This is a genomic window from Paludisphaera mucosa, from assembly GCF_029589435.1.
Taxonomy (GTDB): Bacteria; Planctomycetota; Planctomycetia; order Isosphaerales; family Isosphaeraceae; genus Paludisphaera; species Paludisphaera mucosa.
Genome location: NZ_JARRAG010000002.1, coordinates 2898178 through 2915745, shown reverse-complemented (window position 1 = coordinate 2915745; position 17568 = coordinate 2898178). Strand labels below are relative to the sequence as shown.

Genomic DNA, 17568 nt, shown 5'->3' with positions numbered 1-17568 from the left:
TAGCCGTGAAGCGTCGGCTCAACGCGGCTCGCCGACCTGCGCGACGCGTGCCCCCCCCTGGGCCTTGTCGAGAGCCTTGGTCAGGAACTCCTGGAAGACTGCCGGCTCGTTGTAGCCGCCGATCGACGAGACGACTTTACCGTCGGGCGTCATGATGACGTAGAACGGATTCGTCTGCTCGGCGGCCAGGTCGAGCTGCCGCTCCTGGTTGAGGAGCGCCAGGTCCTCGCGCTGCCTGGCCGTGAGCGAGGCGATCGGCACCCGGTCAGTGTAGAGCTGGACCGTGACGAACTTCTTGAGGAGCTTCACGACGTCTTGCCGGGGCAGGACGTTCCGCTCCATCAGCCGGCAGTTGGCGCAGTTGACGCCCGTGAAGTCGATCAGCACCGGTCGCCCCTTGGCGGCGGCCTCCTCCTTCGCCTGGTCGAGGCTCATGCCCCAGAGGACGCCGTGAAGGTTCTTCTGCTCTCGCTCGGCCTTCGCGGGGTCGGTCGACGTCGCCTTGACCTCGTCGACGGCCTCGCCGGCTCCGGTCCCGGCAGATCGGACCTCGGCGACCAACTCGCTCGAGTCGGGGGGGAGTATGCCTACGATCATGCGGTCCCAGATCAGGCCCTGGGGAGGCCGGCCGAAGAGGGCGGGCGTCATGTAAAGGCCCAGGCCGAGGAATAGGCAGCCGAACAAAATCCGGCCGGGGCCGACCTTCACCTCGTCGTAATCGTGGTCGGTGCGGAAGAGGCCGAGGAGATAGACGCCGCAGACGATCGCCAGCACGATCCAGGCGGTCAGCACGACCTGGGCGTCGAACCAGGCGTTCTCGGGGGTGACGTAGCCCAGCTCGGCCGTGTTCAGGAACTTGAGCGCCGCGCCGATCTCCACCAGGCCGCCCACGACTTTGACCGAGTTCATCCAGTCGCCGCTGCGGGGCATCTTCGAGAGCAGGCCAGGAGCCAGGGCCAGCAGGAAGAAGGGCAGGGCGAGGACCGTGGCGAAGGTCGCCAGGCCGATGATCGGGTAGAGGAAGTTGCCACCGGCCGCCATGACCAGCAGCCCGCCCACGACCGGGAAGGTGCAGGTGAACGAGGTGATCGTCAGGGTCAACGCCATGAAGATGACGCCGATCAGCCCGCCTCGGCTCTCGCCCTTCGACGAGGCGTTGAGCAGGAAGCTCGGCAGGCTGATCTCGAACAGGCCCAGCAGGCTCAGGCCGAACGCCAGGAAGAGCGCGGCGACGACCAGGTTGAGCCAGGGGTTGTTCGCCAGGTTCTGGAGGAACGCGGCCGAGAAAAAGAACGAGAAGAAGACGCCGACCATCGTGAAGATGCCGATGATCGCCAGGCAGTAAGCGAACGCCAAGCCCGTCGTCTTCGACTTGCCCTCCTTCCCCTGCTTGAGGAAGAAGTTGACGGTGATCGGCACCATCGGCCAGACGCAGGGCATCACCAGCGCGAACAGGCCGCCCAGAGCCGAGGCGATCAGGAACGGGATCAAGCCCTGCTGCGCCGTGCGGGCGATCTCGCTGATCGGGGCGGCGGCCGAAGCGACCGAGGGTCCTTCGGGTGCCGTGGCCGTAGCGGCCGCAGGTGCGGGAGCGGCCGCGACCAGCGAGGCCGCCGGCGACGCCTGCGGAGGGGCCGCCGCGACGACCGGAGTAGCCGGCGTCTCCTTGGGAGCTGTGAAGAGGGTCGGGGTCACGGCCGACGGCGCCGTCGGCGTCTGCGTCGGCGCGGGACTCGCAAATGCGACGGCCGGGCTGGCGGCGGCCGGGGACCCCACCTTCACCACGACTTCCGGGAGCGTCTGATAGGTCGGCGGGAAGCAGGCGTTCTCGTTGCAGATCTGGTAGGTGATCTGGGAACGGATCGGATGGTCGCCGGGCTTCGCGTCGGCGGGGACCTTCAATTCGACCGTCCAGGCCGCCTCATCCTCGAAGAAGGCGACGACGACGTTCTCGCCGAACGCCGGCTCGGGCTTGAGGATCGGGTCTTGCGAGGCTTTCCAGGTCGTCGGGTCGGCCACGAGGCCCCCCGTCTCAAACAAGTCGAACGAGGTTGGGATCGGGCCGTCGTAGCCGTCCCGGGGCTTGGCGACGTCGTAGATGTGCAGGCCGTGGTCGAGCTTGACCGCCACCTTGTACCTCACCGTACCGCCGGGCTTCACCTCGACGGGCTCGACCGAAGGCGTCGGCGAGACGCCCTTGATGCGGAGGTGTTCGGGCGTGTCCGGCCGCTTCGGGGCGGCGATCGGCGCGGCGGCCGGCGGCGGGTTCGCGGTCTGGCCGCCGACCACGGTCAGGCTCGCGCCGGGAAGGGTCCAGCGGCCGGGGAAGCTGCAGCTCTGGGCGTTGCAGATCTGGTAGCTCGCCTGCACTTGCACCGTTTTCTTGCCCGGGGCGGCGTCGGCGGGGACCTTCAGGTCGAGCGTCCAGGCGACCTCGTCCTCGAAGAATTCGAAGGTCTTGTTGTCGAACGCGGGCTCGGACTTCGACTCGGGCTCCTTCGAGGCGGTCCACGAACCGGTCTTCTCCAGTCCGGCGAGGTCGAAGGCGTCGAACAGGGTGTGGCGCGGGCCGGCGTCGCGCTGTTTCTCCGCATAGGTGTAGATGTGCCAGCCGGGCTTGAGGTTGGCGACGACCTTGAGCTTGACCACATCGCCGGGCTTCGCCTCGCCCGGCTCGACGGTCGCCGTGATGGTGACGTCCTTGGGCTTCGCGCGGACGTTGCTGTCTTTCTGGGCGGGCTGGGGGCCGTCGGCGAAGGCCGGGACGGCGATCAGGGACAGCAGGAGGGCCACGGCGGACGCCAGGAACGGCGCGCGGCGGCCGGACGACCCGACGAGAGGAAGGTGCGGCATGGGGAGACCCTGAGGGACACGGTCGCGGCGGGCACCGCGCTCTTCTGAACTCCTTGGTCAGACTTATCGTATGTCGGGCCGTCCGGAGGGGCAAGCCGTCGCGGACTCGGTCGACGACGGCGGCGGTTCGGATTGACCGTTCGGCGGCCGTCGCCTACCATCCCGGCCGCCTCGGAACGGCTCGCTCCTCGCGTCCCCCCACCGACCGATCGACGTCCGGGCGCCCGGGAACCAGAACGGTTCGACTCTTCAGCGACAGGATGGGGCTGAATGCGCAGAATCCTCCTCGGCGCGATCTTCGCGACGGGCGCCGCCGCCGCCGTTTGGATGGCCGTGCTCGACCGCCAGAACCGCCTGCGGTGGGACCACTGGGACGTGGTCAAGCCGGGCGTCCTCTACCGCAGCGGCCAACTCACGAGCGGCCAGCTCGACGAGGCCGTTCGCCGCTACGGGATCCGGACCGTCGTGAACCTGCAGCTCCCGGGCGGGGAGATGCAGGCCGAGCGCACGCAGGCCCGGCGGTTGAACGTCGGCTTCGTCAACCTACCGATGCCCGGCGACGGCTTCGGACGCGAGGTGCAGTTCCGTAAGATCCTGGAGGTGGTCGACGACCCCGAGCGTCGTCCGGTGCTCGTCCACTGCGCCCGCGGAACCTGCCGCACCGGATCCGCCGTCGCCCTCTACCGCTTCGAGCGCGACGGCTGGACGATCCAGGACGTCGCCGCCGAGACCCGCCGGCAGACCTACCGCGAGGGTTGGATCCCGGGGTACATCTTCGCCATGGCCCGCAACAAGCCCGACTCCGACCTGCACCACCCCATCACCATCGATGAGCGGAACGCGCCCACAGCGACGTCGCCCGAGGAGGCCGCCGATGAGCATTGACGGCATGCAGACCACGCGGGTCGACGCCCCGAAGCGGTTCCGGGCCGACGAGGGCAAGGTCGTTTTGAGGCTCCCCGAAGTCCGCGCCTGGTGCGCGCCGGTGCTGGTCGTCCTGGGCCTGGCGTACGTGCTGGTCGGCGGTTCCGACGCGGACCTGACGGGGGCCGACGCAAGACTTGGGCTGGCGGCGAGCGAGGGCTTCGGCCCGCTGGGGCAGGTCTACGGCCAGTGGCGGCCCGACATCTGGCCTCTCCGTGCGGCCCTGGCCCGATCGGTGTACCTCCTCGGCGAGCCGGGCCGGCCCGACGGCGGGGTCGTCCTCTGGCCGTCGGCGATCGCCGGCCTGACCGCCGGCTGGATCGTCGCACGTCGGCTGATCGCCCTCGGCCGGACGACCACGGCCCTCCTCTTTGGCTTCGCCTGGTTCGGCTCGCTAGCGCTCCTGAACCACGCGGGAAGTTCGGGGATCGACTTTCTCTCGGGCTTGGCGACGATCGCCGCGCTCGACCGATTGCTCGGCCGCCGCTCCGATTGGCTCACCGGATTCTGGGCGTCGGTCGCGTTCCTTGCCGGAGGTTGGCCGCCTTTGCTGCTCTTGGGACTGGCCGTGCTCGTGCTGGGGCGTCGCGACGCCGATTTCTCAATCAAGATGGTCGCGCCCCCGGTGCTGACCGCTCTGGCATGGCTGGGCTGGACGGTGCAGGCCGCCTCCGCCGAGGCCGCCGCCGCGGCTCTCGTCTGGCCGTTGACCCAGAAACTCGCCTGGACCCTGCCCAATTCGGTCGGCTCCATCGCCGCCGCCCTGGCCGGCCCGCTGAGCCAGAGGCCGGCCTGGGCGTACCCCTTGGGCGTTTTCCTGATCGGCCTTCCCCTCTCGCCTTTCGCGTTTCTGAGCCTCAGCGGCCCGTTGCGGCGCGATCTTCAGGAGGAGGGTGGAGGGATCGTGCTGGATTGGCTCCGAGTTGGCGTCGCGGCCCTCATCGGTGGGGCCGTGATTCCTGGTCTAGCCTCGGCCGCTGCACCGGTCGCCCTGATGGGTTTGCTCGTCGTCGCAGCCGCCGGCCTGGACGCCGCCTGGTCGGGCAAGCTCGCGACGCGGGCGCGAGGCGGATTCCTCGCCATGGTAGTCGTCCTGACGGCGGGCTGGGTGTTCGTCGCGTTTTACGGGACTTACCTCCTGACGATCGTCTTCACCTACTACCGTCCCATCGGCATCGTCTTCGCGGTCGCCAGCCTGGGCGTGGCCGCGCTGGCATGGCGGGCCTTCGAGACGCGCAGCGACCGCCGCGCGGTCATCGCGATGCTCGTCCTGACCGCGTGCTTGAAGTGGGCGCATTGGGGCTATTACACCCCCGAGTGGAACTATCGATACGGTCAGGGTCCCTGGGGACGAGCCATCGGCCAGTGGCTCTTGCCGCACTGGACGATCCACACGCTCCACGAATGGCCCGAGGACCTCGCCTGGGCGATCGGCCGGCCAATCCGCGTGCTCCACAGCCCGCAGCACCTGGCCTTCCCGGCGACCGATGAGAGCCGCCACGTCCTGCTCCTGGAATCCGAGTACGAAAACTGGCCGCCGAGCGCGCCCAAATTGGTCAAGGTCGCCACCTTCGAGCCCCCCAACCCGGCCGGCAGTCGGCGGATTCTGGCCAGGACGGAAGGCGTCCTCCTGACCCCATCGGGACGCCTCGTCTCCCGAGTGCCCGCACCTGGCTGATCCGCACAGACCCGCCAAGCGGAAAACCTCCCAGCGGCCTCGACCTCTCGCGCCTGGAAAATTCCCTCATCTTTCGCAAGACGAACGCTTTAAGGGTTTTGGAAGATCCTAAGATGGATGGTGGCTCATCCCGAGAGACGGGGGAAATTCGACTGAATCCTCGTCACAGCCGGCCGAATCCTTCGTAGTGCCGTCGGGAGAGAATCCGGATTTCAACTCTCCACACTCATGGCGACGCACCCGACGCACCGGCCTCGGGACGAACTCGATGACCGACCCGCACCGCTATCATCCACGCAGAAATTCCCTGGCGGACCTCGCCCGGTAGCATGACAGGAGGGCGTGGCGACATGATCGGTAAACTCAAAGGGATGTTCGTCACGACCGCCGCGCAGGGCGGGAGCCGTCGCACCGGCGTAGACGTCCAAAGGCGATTCCTGATCCAGTCGGACGTCTCCTCTCAGGGGAGCATGTCGCGGGTTTACAAGGCGATCGACTCCGAGACGGGCAAGAGCGTCTGCCTCAAGGTCCAGGATCGCGAGAAGAACGAGGTCGCGTTGGCCAGGGCGTCACGCCACGAGGAACGCCCGCCTGAAGGGGCGATTGCGATCCAGATCCGCCATCCCCACGTCGCCCGGACGTTCGAATATGGGACGACCTCGCGCGGCGAGCAATATCTCGTGATGGAATACATCAACGGGATCAGCTTCGAACGCATCCAGGAGGAAGGCCTCGGCCGGACGGCCCAGAAGCTCGAATGGCTCGCCCAGGCGGCCGAGGGCCTCGACGCCGTCCACCGCGCCGGATTCATCCACCACGACGTCAACCCGCGCAATTTCCTGGTCGATCGCGGCCACGACCATCACGCCAAGGTGATCGATTTCGGCCTGACCGTCCCCAGCACGCCCGCCTTCCGCAAGCCCGGGAACCGGACCGGCTGCCTTTTGTATATGGCTCCCGAGTTGATCCGCCGTGAGGCCATCGATGAGCAGATCGACGTCTTCGGCTTCGGCGTCGTAGCCTTCCACTTCATGACCGGCAAGCTGCCATATGACGTCGCGGCGTCCCCTAACGCCCTGCTCCAGCGCTTCCGCACGCCCCCCAGCGACCCCCAGGCGATCAAGGCCAAGCTCTCGGACGAGGTCCGGGACGTCCTCCTCAAGCTCGTCGCCGTCGACAAGCGCGACCGCTGGCCCTCGCTGGCGAATCTCGCCGACCACCTCCGCGCCATTCCCCCCAAGCGCCCCCTGCGCTAAGTTCCTCCCGGCCCGTACGCCCTGGACGACTGCCGCCGGATTGCGCGCCCCTCCGACGCGCCGCACGGATTTCACGTCACCCTTTTCGCATGTTACCGGACATCCGGGTGTTGGCGGCCGCGCACAATTCGTCGCAAGGCCCAATGACCTCGTTGACATTTGGTCGCGATCTCGATAAATTCTCGAACTGAGACTGAATCTCAATTGCAAGTGTGCGGTAGAGCCTCTTAAGTGTCACGGGGCTGGAACGCCGGATTCACCGCACCCAATCGCCATTCGACGGAGCATCATCCATGATGAAGATTTCGCGGGACGGTCGCACCAGGGGTTTCACGCTCATCGAGCTTCTTGTGGTGATCGCGATCATCGCGGTCCTCATCGCCTTGCTCCTGCCCGCAGTGCAGTCGGCGCGTGAAGCGGCTCGGCGGATCCAGTGCACGAACAACATGAAGCAACTCGGGCTGGCGGTGCACAACTACCTCGACTCGCACAACGTCCTGCCCCCGGCCGCACAGGGGGGCCTGGGCGCAGTCTACATGAACTACACCGGTTACAGCTTACTGCTGCCTTACATCGAACAGACCAACGGCTACAACCTGTTCAATTTCAGCCTCAACTCCGGCGGGGCGTCGCCGATCCAGGGCTGGTCGAAGCCGGGCAACAGCACGGCGTTCGCGCTCCAGTTCGGCCTCTTTCTCTGTCCGTCGAACCGGGCGACGGGCGAGGTCGGTGCGACCACCAGCGACGGCTGGTCGCTGGACAAGGTCGCAGTAACGGATTACCTGTTCAGCGGCGGGGCCAACCGTTACGTCCTGAAGGGCTACGGCGAGACCAACCGGATGGGCCCGTTCGGCTTCGACACCGCGACGCGGCTCGCCGAGATCCAGGACGGCACGAGCAATACGTTCCTGATGGGCGAATCCGCCGGCGGCAATCAGCGCAACAAGTTCTACGCCGCCGGGACGACGAACCGCGTCTGCATGCCGCTGGCCTCCTACAACACGGCCGGGCCGGTCTACTACGACAACCTCATGTTCATGGCCTACGGGCGGTCCCGGACCTGGACGGTGGGCGGCTCGACGGCACGGATCATCGGCGGCCTCGTGGCACGAACCGTCGACTCGGTGGGCAACGCCTACCCGGTCAACGACTGCGCCGGCGAGTCGTACACCGACGTCTTCGACGCCGCGCCCGGCCTGGCCTATCCCGCCTCCGGCCAGAAGCTGACCAACTTCCGTTCCACTCACCCCGGCACCACCAACTTCCTCTTCGGCGACGGCACCGTTCGCGGCGTCAAGGACTCGATCTCCCCCGCCGCCTACCAGGCGCTTTCGACGGTCGCCGGCGGCGAGGTCGTCTCGTCCGACGCGATGTAATCGACGCCGCCCCATACCTCGACCTCGTTCAAGCAGGAGTGCGGGACGTTGAAGTTCCCCCAACGCTCGATGGAAACGCTCGCCGTCCTGGCCCTGGTCTGGGCCGGGGCCGCATCGTCGGGATGCCACGACGCATCCCCCCCGCCCGTGAGCCCCGTCGTCTCGGCGGACTCGGAGGCGGGCAAGAAAGCCCTGGCCGAGGACGAGGCCGAACGTCGCCTCCGCAAAGAGCAGGAGGCGAAGGCCGCCACGAAGAAAAAGTTCCGGAATCTCCCACAGGAAGGCTGAGCCGCGACGTTCCGGCCCAGGAATTCTGACGCACCCTGATCACCTTTAGATACAGCGAGCAAGCCCCCATGCGATCCGCCCGTTCCCGCAAGTTCTTTTGGGCCCTCCTCGTCGCGGCCGCCCTGCCGCAAACGGCCCGGGCCCACTTCATCTGGCTGAAGGCCGAGCCCGGCGCGAAGCCCGGCGAGACCGTCGTCCAGGCGTTCTTCAACGAGGACCCCGAGCCCGACGCGGCCTTCCAGAAGCACCTCCGCGACCTCAAGCTCACCGTCGACGGCCAGGTCGTCCCGTCCGAGCTGACCGCGGCCACGCGCAGGGCCGGCTGGGGAGGCAAGCCCCCGATCCTCGTCGACGCCGAGCACGACCTGGGCTTGATGACGAAGGGGGGCAAGTCTTACCGCCTCTATTACACCGCCCGCGCCCAGACCGAGGCCGTCGCCGACAAGACCAAGGAAGCCGCCGACAAGCTCCGCGCCCGCCTGGTCGCGACCGACTCCGGGCCGGTGCTCGAAGTCCTCTTCAATGGGTCGCCCGTCGCCAAGGCCCGCGTGAAGGTCTATCCGTCCGAAGGCGCGGCGACCGAGGCGACGACCGACGAGAGCGGGCGACTCGCGATCGCGGGCCTCGCCGAAGGCCGGACCGCCGTGTGGGCGAACCACGTCGACCCCACGGCCGGCGAGGTGGCCGGCAAGCCTTTCACCGAGACGCGGTTCTACGCGACCCTGACCTTCACCCCGGCGTCGACCCTGCTGAGCGGCAAGGCCCCGCTCGAAGCGACGACGATCGCCAGCATCCCCGACCCGGCCGTCAACAGCTTCGGCGGGGCCGTCCAGGGCAAGTGGTTGTATATTTACGGCGGCCACGTCGGCAAGACCCACAGCTACGACGTCAACACCACGTCTAGGCATTTCCGCCGGCTGAACCTCGAGGACGGTAGGACGTGGGAAGAGCTGCCGATGGAGAGGGACCTGCAAGGGCTCGCCCTGCTCAGCGACGGCCGGTACCTCTATCGGCTGGGCGGGATGGCCGCCCTCAACCAGCCCGGCGACGAGCACGACCTGCACTCGGTCGCCGAGTTCGCCCGCTTCGACCCCGAGGCGAAGGCGTGGACCGCCATGGCCCCGCTCCCCGAGCCGCGTTCGACCCACGACGCGGTCGTGATCGGCCGGACCATCTACGCCGTCGGCGGCTGGAATATGAAGGGAGCCACGGAGGAGTCGACGTTTCTCGAGAACGTGGCCGCGTTCAACCTGGACAAGCCCGAAGACGGCTGGAAGACCATCCCCCAACCGTTCCAGCGCCGGGCCCTCTCGGCGGCCGGGCGTGAGGGCAAGCTCTACGTCCTGGGCGGCCTGGTCGGCGGTGGCATGACGGTCGACCGCCGCGTCGACGTTTACGATCCGGCCTCGGGCGCCTGGTCACGCGGGCCCGACCTGCCGGGGGGCGGCCGCACGGAGGGCTTCGGGACCTCGGCCTTCGAGGTCGCCGGCCGGATCTATTACAGCGGTGCGTCGGGGCGGATCTTCCGCATGAACGACGCCGGCGACGCCTGGGAGGCCGTCGGCGCCTGGGCGCTCCCGCGCCTGACGCATCGCCTCTTGCCCGGCCTGGGCGACACGATCCTGGCCGTCGGCGGCAACGCCCGAGGGGCCGCCCAGACGGCCGTCATCGAGGCCGTGCGCATCGAGGGCCCCCGGCCGACCACGACCGCGTCGACGACCCGCTGATCGAGAAGGTTGCTTCCACGAGGCCGGGCCACGCACGTCACATGGGCGTGCGCGCCCGGCCTTCGCGTTTCTAAGACCGCCGACGTGGCGACCACGTTTTGACCCTTACCATCCCGCCCTCGACGCCTATCTCGGATTGACAGCCGGCTCCGAAAGTCTAAAATCATTTCATGTAACGTCGAATCGACGCGTGCGTTCCTCCCACCCTCCCGGACGCACGAAGATGATTGGTGTTATCATGGGATTCCGCTCGTCCGCCGGACGTTCGGAACCGTCCGCCCCGAAGCGGAGGCCCGGAATCTCGGTTGGGCGCGGCTAGCGACGTCGCCTGGACGTCCACCGAGAAGAAGACCGATGACGTTCTTCAAGGTTGCGCCCCTGGACGCGGCGGCAGGCCGCGCGTCGAGCCCGCGTCTCCTTCCTCGAGGATCCGGAGCGGACCACTCGTGAGTCCTACACACGTCGAGGCGACTGAATCGCACGCGGCCGTCGACGGCGAATCCCACCTCGCGCTGCTGGCCCGTTCGATCGAGCACGCGGCGCACTACCTGCCGTCGCAAGGGCCGATCTCGGTCTTCGTCCATCACAACACCCTGCACGCGTTCGAGGACCTGCCGTTCGAGCGCGCCGTCGTCGCGGCGACGTCGATGTATGGTTCCGACCCGTACCTGAGCGAAGACCACTTTCGTCGCGAGCTGGCCCGGGGCCGAATCCTCCCGGAAGATCTCTCCTGGGCGCTGCTGGAAAGCCTGGGCGACGAGGCCGATCGGCTGATCGGCTTCATGGGCACACGCTACCACCTGCGGCTGGCCATGCTCGAACATGCTCTCCGTACGGGAAGCGACGCCGAGCTTCAGTGGGTCATCGCCGAGACCGACGCATTGCAGCGGTTCCGCTCCGAGACGCCCGCTGAGACCCGCGGCCGGCTCATCGACCAGACCCGGCACTGGATCATGCGGGAATACGCCGGCTCCCGGGAAGGGCCAGAGAAGCCGGCTCGCGACGTGGTCGACGTTCTCCTGGAGTCGCGCGACTTCCGGGGGGCGAGCGTCAAGCAGTGGACCGAGGCGACCTGGGAGGCCTTCACGCTCACGCTCCTCTGGCGAGTCTGCCACCACGGGGCCCACGGCGTCCGACGCGCACATCCTCCGGCCCCGTCGCCGCTCCGTCATCGCGACGGCCTTCGGGCGGCCTCGGGCGTCGACACGGACCAGCTCGTCCACAAATACCTGATCCGATTCTCCTCGGCGTTCCTCGACCAGGGGTTCGCGGCCTGGGCCTTGCCGAACCGCGACCAAGGCTATTTCGGGGCGTTTCGCGAACTGTACAAAGACGCGAAGCCAATCGCCAAATGGCTCCAACCCTTGCCGGGGGAGCTGAAGCGGATCGAGGCCGCAGGGATGACGCCCTTGCAATCGATCGCCGAGTCGCTCCGCGAGCTGGGAGTCCCGGCCTCCGAGGCGTTCGATTACATCCGGCACACGCTGCTCGCCTTGCGGGGCTGGGCGGGCATCATCTGGCAGCTCGAGACGAACGCCGAATGGGCGGCTCGGCCCGCCCCCGCCGGCACCCTGGTCGATTACGTGGCCGTCCGCTTGCTCCTCGAACGGCTGGCCATCGCCTGGGCGTCCGAGCAATTCCTCGGCGAGGCGGTCCCCCTCCGCGACCTGCGGCGCGTCCTGGGCCGCCTGCGTCCCCACCCGCCGAGGGCCAGCGTCGACCGTCGGGCGTTCCTGGTCTTCCAGCTGGCGCAGGTCCGAGGCTGGAGCCCGAGGGAGCTGGCCAGGCTCTCGAAGGACGAGTGGACCCGGTTGGCGACCGAGATCGAGGAGTTCGACGGCCTGGGACGAAGGCAGGTCTACCAGCTCGCCTATGAGCGTCGGTACCAGCTCAAGGCGGCGCAGGCCCTGCTGGCGCACCGCCCGGCCGCCCGGCCCGCCGTGGTGCACGACGACCGACCCGGCGACCAGGCCCCGCTCTTCCAGGTCGTCTGTTGCATCGACGAGCGCGAGGAATCGCTGAGACGGCATCTGGAGGAGGTCGAGCCCCGTTGTGAAACCTTCGGCATGGCCGGCTTCTTCGGCGTGGCGATCTACTACAAGGGCGTGGCCGAGGCCCAGTTCCGGCCGCTCTGCCCGGTCAACGTGAAGCCCAGGATCTTCGTCCGCGAGGAGTCGTTCCGCTCGCTCACCCGCGCGAGCCGATTCCAGGAGGGGATGAGACGCGGGTTCGGGACGCTCGCGCATCGAGTCCATATGGGGTCGCGGACGTTCCTCGGCGGGGTCCTGACCGGCATGCTGGGCGCCTTCGCCACCATGCCGCTGCTGGCCAGGGTGCTTTTGCCACGCGACACGGCGCGGCTCCGCGGCCTTTGGAACCGGGTCATGACGCCGCCGCTCACCCAACTCCGCCTGGAGCGGGGCAAGCAGGAGCCGGGGCCTGAGAACGGGGGCCTTGGCTTCACGGTCGCCGAGATGACCGACGTGGTCGCCGGCGGTCTAAAGATGATCGGTCTGACCGACCGCGACCGCTTCGCCCCCCTGATCGCGGTCGTGGGGCACGGCTCGTCGAGCCTGAACAACCCCCAGAAGGCGGCCTACGACTGCGGCGCCTGCGGCGGGTCGCAGGGCGGACCCAACGCCCGCGCCTTCGCCCAGATGGCCAACGACCCGCGGGTGCGGCTGGCCCTGGAACGACTCGGGCTGACGATCCCCGACGACGTCTATTTCGTTGGCGGATATCACAACACCTGCGAGGACTCGGTCGGCTTCTTCGACCTCGACCGGCTGCCGTCCTCCCACGAGCACCGGTTCGAGGAGGCGGCCGCCGCCCTCGACGCGGCGCGCAAGCGGAACGCTCACGAGCGGTGCCGCCGCTTCGAGTCGGCGCCGCTCTCGCAGTCGTTCGACGACGCGGTCCGGCACGTGGAGGGGAGGGCGGAGGATCTGTCGCAGACCCGTCCGGAGCTGGGCCACGCGACCAACGCCCTTTGCGTCGTCGGCCGCAGGGCGCGGACCCGGGGCCTCTTCCTCGACCGCCGCTCGTTCCTCACCTCGTACGACGCCTCTCAGGACGAGGACGGCGCGATCCTCACGGGGCTGCTCCGCGCGGTCTTCCCCGTCTGCGGCGGCATCAACCTCGAATATTACTTCTCGCGCGTCGACCCGACGGGCTACGGCTGCGGGTCCAAACTGCCGCACAACATCACCTCGCTCCTGGGGGTGATGGACGGCGCGTCGAGCGATCTGCGGCCCGGCCTACCCTGGCAGATGGTCGAGCTTCACGAGCCGATCCGGATCCTCATCGTCGTCGAGACCACGCCGGAGCGGCTCACCCGGGTGCTCGAGGCGAACGATTTCATGATCCAGATGGTCCGCAACGGTTGGGTCCGGATCGCGACCCTCGACCCCGAGGCCTCGGTCCTCCACCAGTTCCGCGGCGACGGCTTCGAACGCTACGACGGAGCGGTCCCCGACCTGCCGAAGGCGCCCTCTTCGGTCGATTGGTATCGCGGGTGTCGCGACCACCTCGGGTTCGCCTCGATCGTCCCCACCCCTCCCGCGTCGCCGGCCCCCGCCATGGGCCAGGAGCCTCGATCGTGAACGAATGGGTCGCCCGCTTCTTCGGGCTGGGGGCCGTCGGGGCCCCGCTGCTCCTGCTGTCGACCTTCGGGCTGGCGACGTTCTCCGACCGGAAGTTGAGCGAGCGGACCATGGCGCGGCTGACCGCGTCGTGCGTCTCTTACGGGCTCTTCTCGGTCGTCGCCATGTTCCTGATGATGCTCTGGACGGGGGATCGCGAGGTGCCCGTCGAGGTCGGCGACTGGGTCGCCCTGCCAGCGGAGGACTTCCACTTCCGGCTCAAGTTCCTCTTCGACCGCCTCTCCGTCCCCTTCTCGGCGCTGACGTTCATGCTGGTCGGCGTGACCGGTGCGTTCGCCAATCGCTACCTCCATCGCGAGCCGGGCTACCGCCGGTTCTTCCTGTACTTCGCGGTGTTCCTGATGGGGATGGTGGTCGCGGCCCTCGCGGGGACGATCGAGACCCTGTTCATCGGCTGGGAGCTGGTGGGCCTGGCGTCGGCGCTCCTTGTGGCCTTCTTCCACGAGCGTTCCGCTCCCGTCGTCAACGCGCAGCGGATCTGGACCGTTTACCGGATCTCGGACGCGGCCTTCCTGATCGCCGCCCTGACGCTGCACCACCTGTCGGGCGCGGGCGACTTCGCGGCCTTCACGGGCTCGGGACCCTGGCCGCAGTCGGAGACGGTCATCGCGCCCGGACAGGCCTTCGGGGTCGGGCTGCTGCTGCTGATCGCGGCCGCGGGGAAGTCGGCGCTCGTGCCGTTCTCGGGATGGCTGCCGCGGGCGATGGAAGGGCCCACCCCGTCGAGCGCCGTGTTCTACGGGGCCCTCTCGGTCCACCTGGGAGCGTATCTGCTCTTGCGGGTGAGCCCGATCCTGAACGCGTCGTGGCTTCTCTGCGCCTGCGTGGTGGCGATCGGCGCGGCCTCGGCCTTGTTCGGCGTCGTCGCCGGCCGGGTGCAGACGGACATCAAGTCGGCGCTCGCGTACGCCTCGCTGACGCAGGTGGGCGTGATCACGGCCGAGATCGGCCTGGGCTTCCGCTACGTCGCGCTGATCCACATCATCGGCCACGCCTGCCAGCGGTCGCTCCAGCTGCTTCGGGCGCCTTCGTTGCTCAACGACTACCGACTGCTGGAGAACGCCCTCGGCGGCCCGATCCCGCACGTCCCGGGCGTCACCGAGCAGCGGCTTTCGCCCGAGACGCGGCTGCGGCTCTACCGAATCGGCATCGACCGCGGTCAGCTCGACGCGTCGCTCGATCGGTTCGTCGTCCGTCCGTTCGTCCGCTGCTTCCGATGGTGCGACCGGATGGAGAGGGGCTGGACCGACATCCTCGCCGGGCGTCGCAGCCGCCCTCCCGATCACGCACGCCACCGCCATCTCGATCAGGTCGTCTCGAAGGCGACGTCGCCGCCCATCGAGGAACCGTCATGAGCTCGATGCGATTCCCCTGGCTGGAACTGGCGATCATTCTGCCGGTGCTGGGCGCGATCTGGGTCAAGTTCCGACGCGACCCCCGGGTCGCGCGGCGGCACGCCCTGGCGATCACGGCACTGACCCTGCTCGCCACCCTGGGGGCGTGGGCCGACTTCGCGAATCTCGGCACCCGTACCGCCCAGGATCCCTCGCATCCGCTGTCGCAGTTCACGGGCCGCGACCTGCTGGCGATCGACGCCCTCAACGCGCCGCTCATGCCGCTGGGGGCGCTCCTCAATTTCCTGACGATCCTGAGCACGCTGCGAACCAAGTTCCGGGAGTTCTCTCTCCCCCGCACGCTGATCTCCGAGTCGATCCTGCTCTCGATCTTCTCAGCCTCGACGTCGTGGGGGGTCGTGACCATGATGGCCCTCGCCGTAGTGCCGCGGTTCCTGGAGTCGATCCAGCAAAGGCAACCGAGTCGCGTCTACCTCGCGCACATGGGGCTGTTCGTAATCCTCCTCGTCCTGGGAGAGATGGGAGTGTCACGCGCGGCGACCCCGCAGGAGCAGCCGCTGTGGGCGATTTTGATGCTCACCCTGGCCGTGCTCCTCCGAGGCGGCGTCGTCCCTGTCCATTGCTGGATGACGGACCTGTTCGAGCACGCCTCGTTCGGGACGGCGCTGCTGTTCGTCACGCCCATGACCGCGGCGTTTGGCGTGACGCGGCTGGTGGTGCCCGTCGCACCGACGTGGGCGTTGCAGATCATCTCGGTGATGTCGCTGATCACGGCCATCTACGCCGCCGGCATGGCGCTCGTCCAGCGCGACGCGCGGCGGTTCTTCTGCTACATCTTCCTCAGCCACTCGTCGCTGGTTCTGGTCGGGATCGAGACGGCCACGCCGATCGGCCTGACCGGCTCGCTGAGCCTCTGGCTGTCGGTCTCGCTGTCGCTGACCGGCTTCGGGCTGGTCCTCCGCTGCGTCGAGGCGCGGGTGGGGCGGATCTTGCTGACCGAGTTCCTCGGGCTGTACGACCAGATTCCGATGATGGCCGGGCTCTTCCTGCTCACGGGGCTGGCGAGCGTCGGCTTCCCCGGCACCGCCGGGTTCATCAGCATCGAGCTGATCGTCGAGGCCGCCGTCCAGGCGCTGCCGTTCGTGGGGCCGCTCATCGTGATCGTCACGGCGCTCAACGGCCTGGCGGTCACCCAGGCGTACTTCCGGATCTTCGCCGGAAGGTCGGCCTCCTCTTCGATCGACCTGAGGATCCGGAGGCCGGAGCGGATCGCGGTGATGATCACGACGTTCCTGATCATCGGCGGCGGCTTGTTCCCGCAGTGGGGCGTCACGAGCCGCTACCACGCGGCCCTCCAGCTCCTGGCCGAGCGGGCGAGGGTCGCCGAGGCGGCGCGACCGGCCCCGTGGCCCGCGCCGCCGGTCGCCCACGTCCGTCCAGCCCCGCCCGCCGGTTCTGGCGGCCGTCAGCGATGAGGCCCGCACGCCACCGCCCCCGTCGGGGCGGCCGCATTCCCGGGCTTGAACGCGGTGACGATCTCCCTCGCCAGGGCCGCGAGTTCCTCGGGGCGTCGGGGGGCGTGGGCCAGATTGACGTGATCCGCGTTCGATCGCTCATAGGGGAGCGTCGGCATGCAGACCTGATGGACCCGCACGTCATAGACCCCGTAGAGGACGTCGATCCCCTTGTGGCCCGTCTCCTCGACCTCCTGCTGGATCGCCAGGGCCGTGTGGGCGGCGTTCAGGCAGACGGCGCACTCGATCAGCGCGTCTTCGTAGCCCGGCATGGTGGCGGCGCTAGGTCCCCAGACTTCCCGGAGCATGTTGTCCGACTCGCGGACCGCCACGAAGATCTCCTGGAAGATCGCCCGAAGTTCGGGAGAATAATCCGTCGACCAGAACGACCCCGGGTTCAGATAGGCCTTCACCGCACCCTTCACCGCCCCGCAGTTCGTGTGGCCGAGCGAGACGATCACGCGGACGCTGTCGCGGAGAGCCAGGAGCGTGAAGTCGATGCTCCCCATCGCGACCTCGCCCAGGACGTTGCCCGCGTTGCGGACCACGAAGAGGTCGTTGAAGCCCTGGCCGAACAGCATCTCCGTCGGCACCCGCGCGTCGGAACAGCCGACGACGACGGCGAACGGCTTCTGCGTCGGGAATTCGTGGGCCTCGGACGACAGAATCGAGCTTAATCCGCTGGCGTTCGTGACGAACTGCTTGTGCTCGCCGTCGGCCGCGCGGCACGACTTCATCCATTCGGAGAACGAACGATTGCCGGCCATCAGCGTCTGACGGGCCTCCTCCGCCGTCCCGGGCTGGGGGGAGGAAGGCCCGTTCGAAGGATCGTAGCGGAACGTGTAATCGATCATCGCGCGGCTCCCTGGCCTCGGTCCAACCTTCTTCGACGCGCCGCCGCGGCGACCAAGATCGATCGCGCGGGCGCGGCCCTC

Annotated in this window: 11 protein-coding genes; 9 read left to right on the top strand and 2 right to left on the bottom strand. The window is 68.2% G+C overall.

Going from position 1 to position 17568, the window contains the following annotated elements; genetic code table 11:
- Positions 1–18: 18 nt before the first annotated feature.
- Positions 19–2853, bottom strand: coding sequence for a protein-disulfide reductase DsbD family protein (locus PZE19_RS20845; protein WP_277862527.1), 2835 nt, complete (start codon positions 2851–2853; stop codon positions 19–21).
- Positions 2854–3123: 270 nt separating this feature from the next.
- Here PZE19_RS20845 and PZE19_RS20840 point away from each other — a divergent pair, with 270 nt between their 5' ends.
- From PZE19_RS20840 to PZE19_RS20800, 9 genes are all read left to right on the top strand, one after another.
- The gene (locus PZE19_RS20840) at positions 3124–3738 is read left to right on the top strand and encodes a fused DSP-PTPase phosphatase/NAD kinase-like protein (protein ID WP_277862526.1); all 615 of its coding nucleotides are present in this window, start codon (positions 3124–3126) and stop codon (positions 3736–3738) included.
- The gene (locus PZE19_RS20835; protein ID WP_277862525.1) at positions 3728–5455 is read left to right on the top strand and encodes a hypothetical protein; all 1728 of its coding nucleotides are present in this window, start codon (positions 3728–3730) and stop codon (positions 5453–5455) included. Before PZE19_RS20840 ends, PZE19_RS20835 begins: the two co-directional genes overlap by 11 nt.
- A gap of 350 nt (positions 5456–5805) precedes the next feature.
- The gene (locus tag PZE19_RS20830; protein ID WP_277862524.1) at positions 5806–6711 is read left to right on the top strand and encodes a serine/threonine protein kinase; all 906 of its coding nucleotides are present in this window, start codon (positions 5806–5808) and stop codon (positions 6709–6711) included.
- Between the two features lie 293 nt (positions 6712–7004).
- Entirely contained in the window at positions 7005–8087 is a 1083-nt protein-coding gene (locus tag PZE19_RS20825; protein ID WP_277862523.1) for a DUF1559 family PulG-like putative transporter, read from the top strand.
- A 48-nt stretch (positions 8088–8135) separates the two neighbouring features.
- Positions 8136–8375: a hypothetical protein gene (locus tag PZE19_RS20820; protein WP_277862522.1), complete on the top strand. Its 240-nt coding sequence runs from the start codon at positions 8136–8138 to the stop codon at positions 8373–8375.
- Positions 8376–8443: 68 nt separating this feature from the next.
- The gene (locus PZE19_RS20815; RefSeq protein WP_277862521.1) at positions 8444–10102 is read left to right on the top strand and encodes a kelch repeat domain-containing protein; all 1659 of its coding nucleotides are present in this window, start codon (positions 8444–8446) and stop codon (positions 10100–10102) included.
- 446 nt (positions 10103–10548) lie between these two features.
- Complete coding sequence (locus PZE19_RS20810) at positions 10549–13704, top strand: DUF2309 domain-containing protein (RefSeq protein ID WP_277862520.1); 3156 nt, start codon at positions 10549–10551, stop codon at positions 13702–13704.
- A complete protein-coding gene (locus PZE19_RS20805) occupies positions 13701–15119 on the top strand; it encodes a proton-conducting transporter transmembrane domain-containing protein (protein WP_277862519.1) in 1419 nt (472 codons plus the stop codon). Before PZE19_RS20810 ends, PZE19_RS20805 begins: the two co-directional genes overlap by 4 nt.
- Positions 15116–16594: a proton-conducting transporter transmembrane domain-containing protein gene (locus tag PZE19_RS20800; protein WP_277862518.1), complete on the top strand. Its 1479-nt coding sequence runs from the start codon at positions 15116–15118 to the stop codon at positions 16592–16594. Before PZE19_RS20805 ends, PZE19_RS20800 begins: the two co-directional genes overlap by 4 nt.
- On the opposite strand, the gene PZE19_RS20795 is transcribed toward PZE19_RS20800, so the two are convergent.
- Positions 16585–17487: a carbonic anhydrase gene (locus PZE19_RS20795; RefSeq protein WP_277862517.1), complete on the bottom strand. Its 903-nt coding sequence runs from the start codon at positions 17485–17487 to the stop codon at positions 16585–16587. The two genes, PZE19_RS20800 and PZE19_RS20795, sit on opposite strands and share 10 nt — an antisense overlap.
- Between the last annotated feature and the right edge of the window lie 81 nt (positions 17488–17568).

Coding starts and splice junctions, on each gene's coding strand:
- PZE19_RS20845 (WP_277862527.1), bottom strand. CDS start 2,853: ATGCCGCACCTTCCTCTCGTCGGGTCGTCCGGCCGCCGCGCGCCGTTC.
- PZE19_RS20840 (WP_277862526.1), top strand. CDS start 3,124: ATGCGCAGAATCCTCCTCGGCGCGATCTTCGCGACGGGCGCCGCCGCC.
- PZE19_RS20835 (WP_277862525.1), top strand. CDS start 3,728: ATGAGCATTGACGGCATGCAGACCACGCGGGTCGACGCCCCGAAGCGG.
- PZE19_RS20830 (WP_277862524.1), top strand. CDS start 5,806: ATGATCGGTAAACTCAAAGGGATGTTCGTCACGACCGCCGCGCAGGGC.
- PZE19_RS20825 (WP_277862523.1), top strand. CDS start 7,005: ATGATGAAGATTTCGCGGGACGGTCGCACCAGGGGTTTCACGCTCATC.
- PZE19_RS20815 (WP_277862521.1), top strand. CDS start 8,444: ATGCGATCCGCCCGTTCCCGCAAGTTCTTTTGGGCCCTCCTCGTCGCG.
- PZE19_RS20800 (WP_277862518.1), top strand. CDS start 15,116: ATGAGCTCGATGCGATTCCCCTGGCTGGAACTGGCGATCATTCTGCCG.
- PZE19_RS20795 (WP_277862517.1), bottom strand. CDS start 17,487: ATGATCGATTACACGTTCCGCTACGATCCTTCGAACGGGCCTTCCTCC.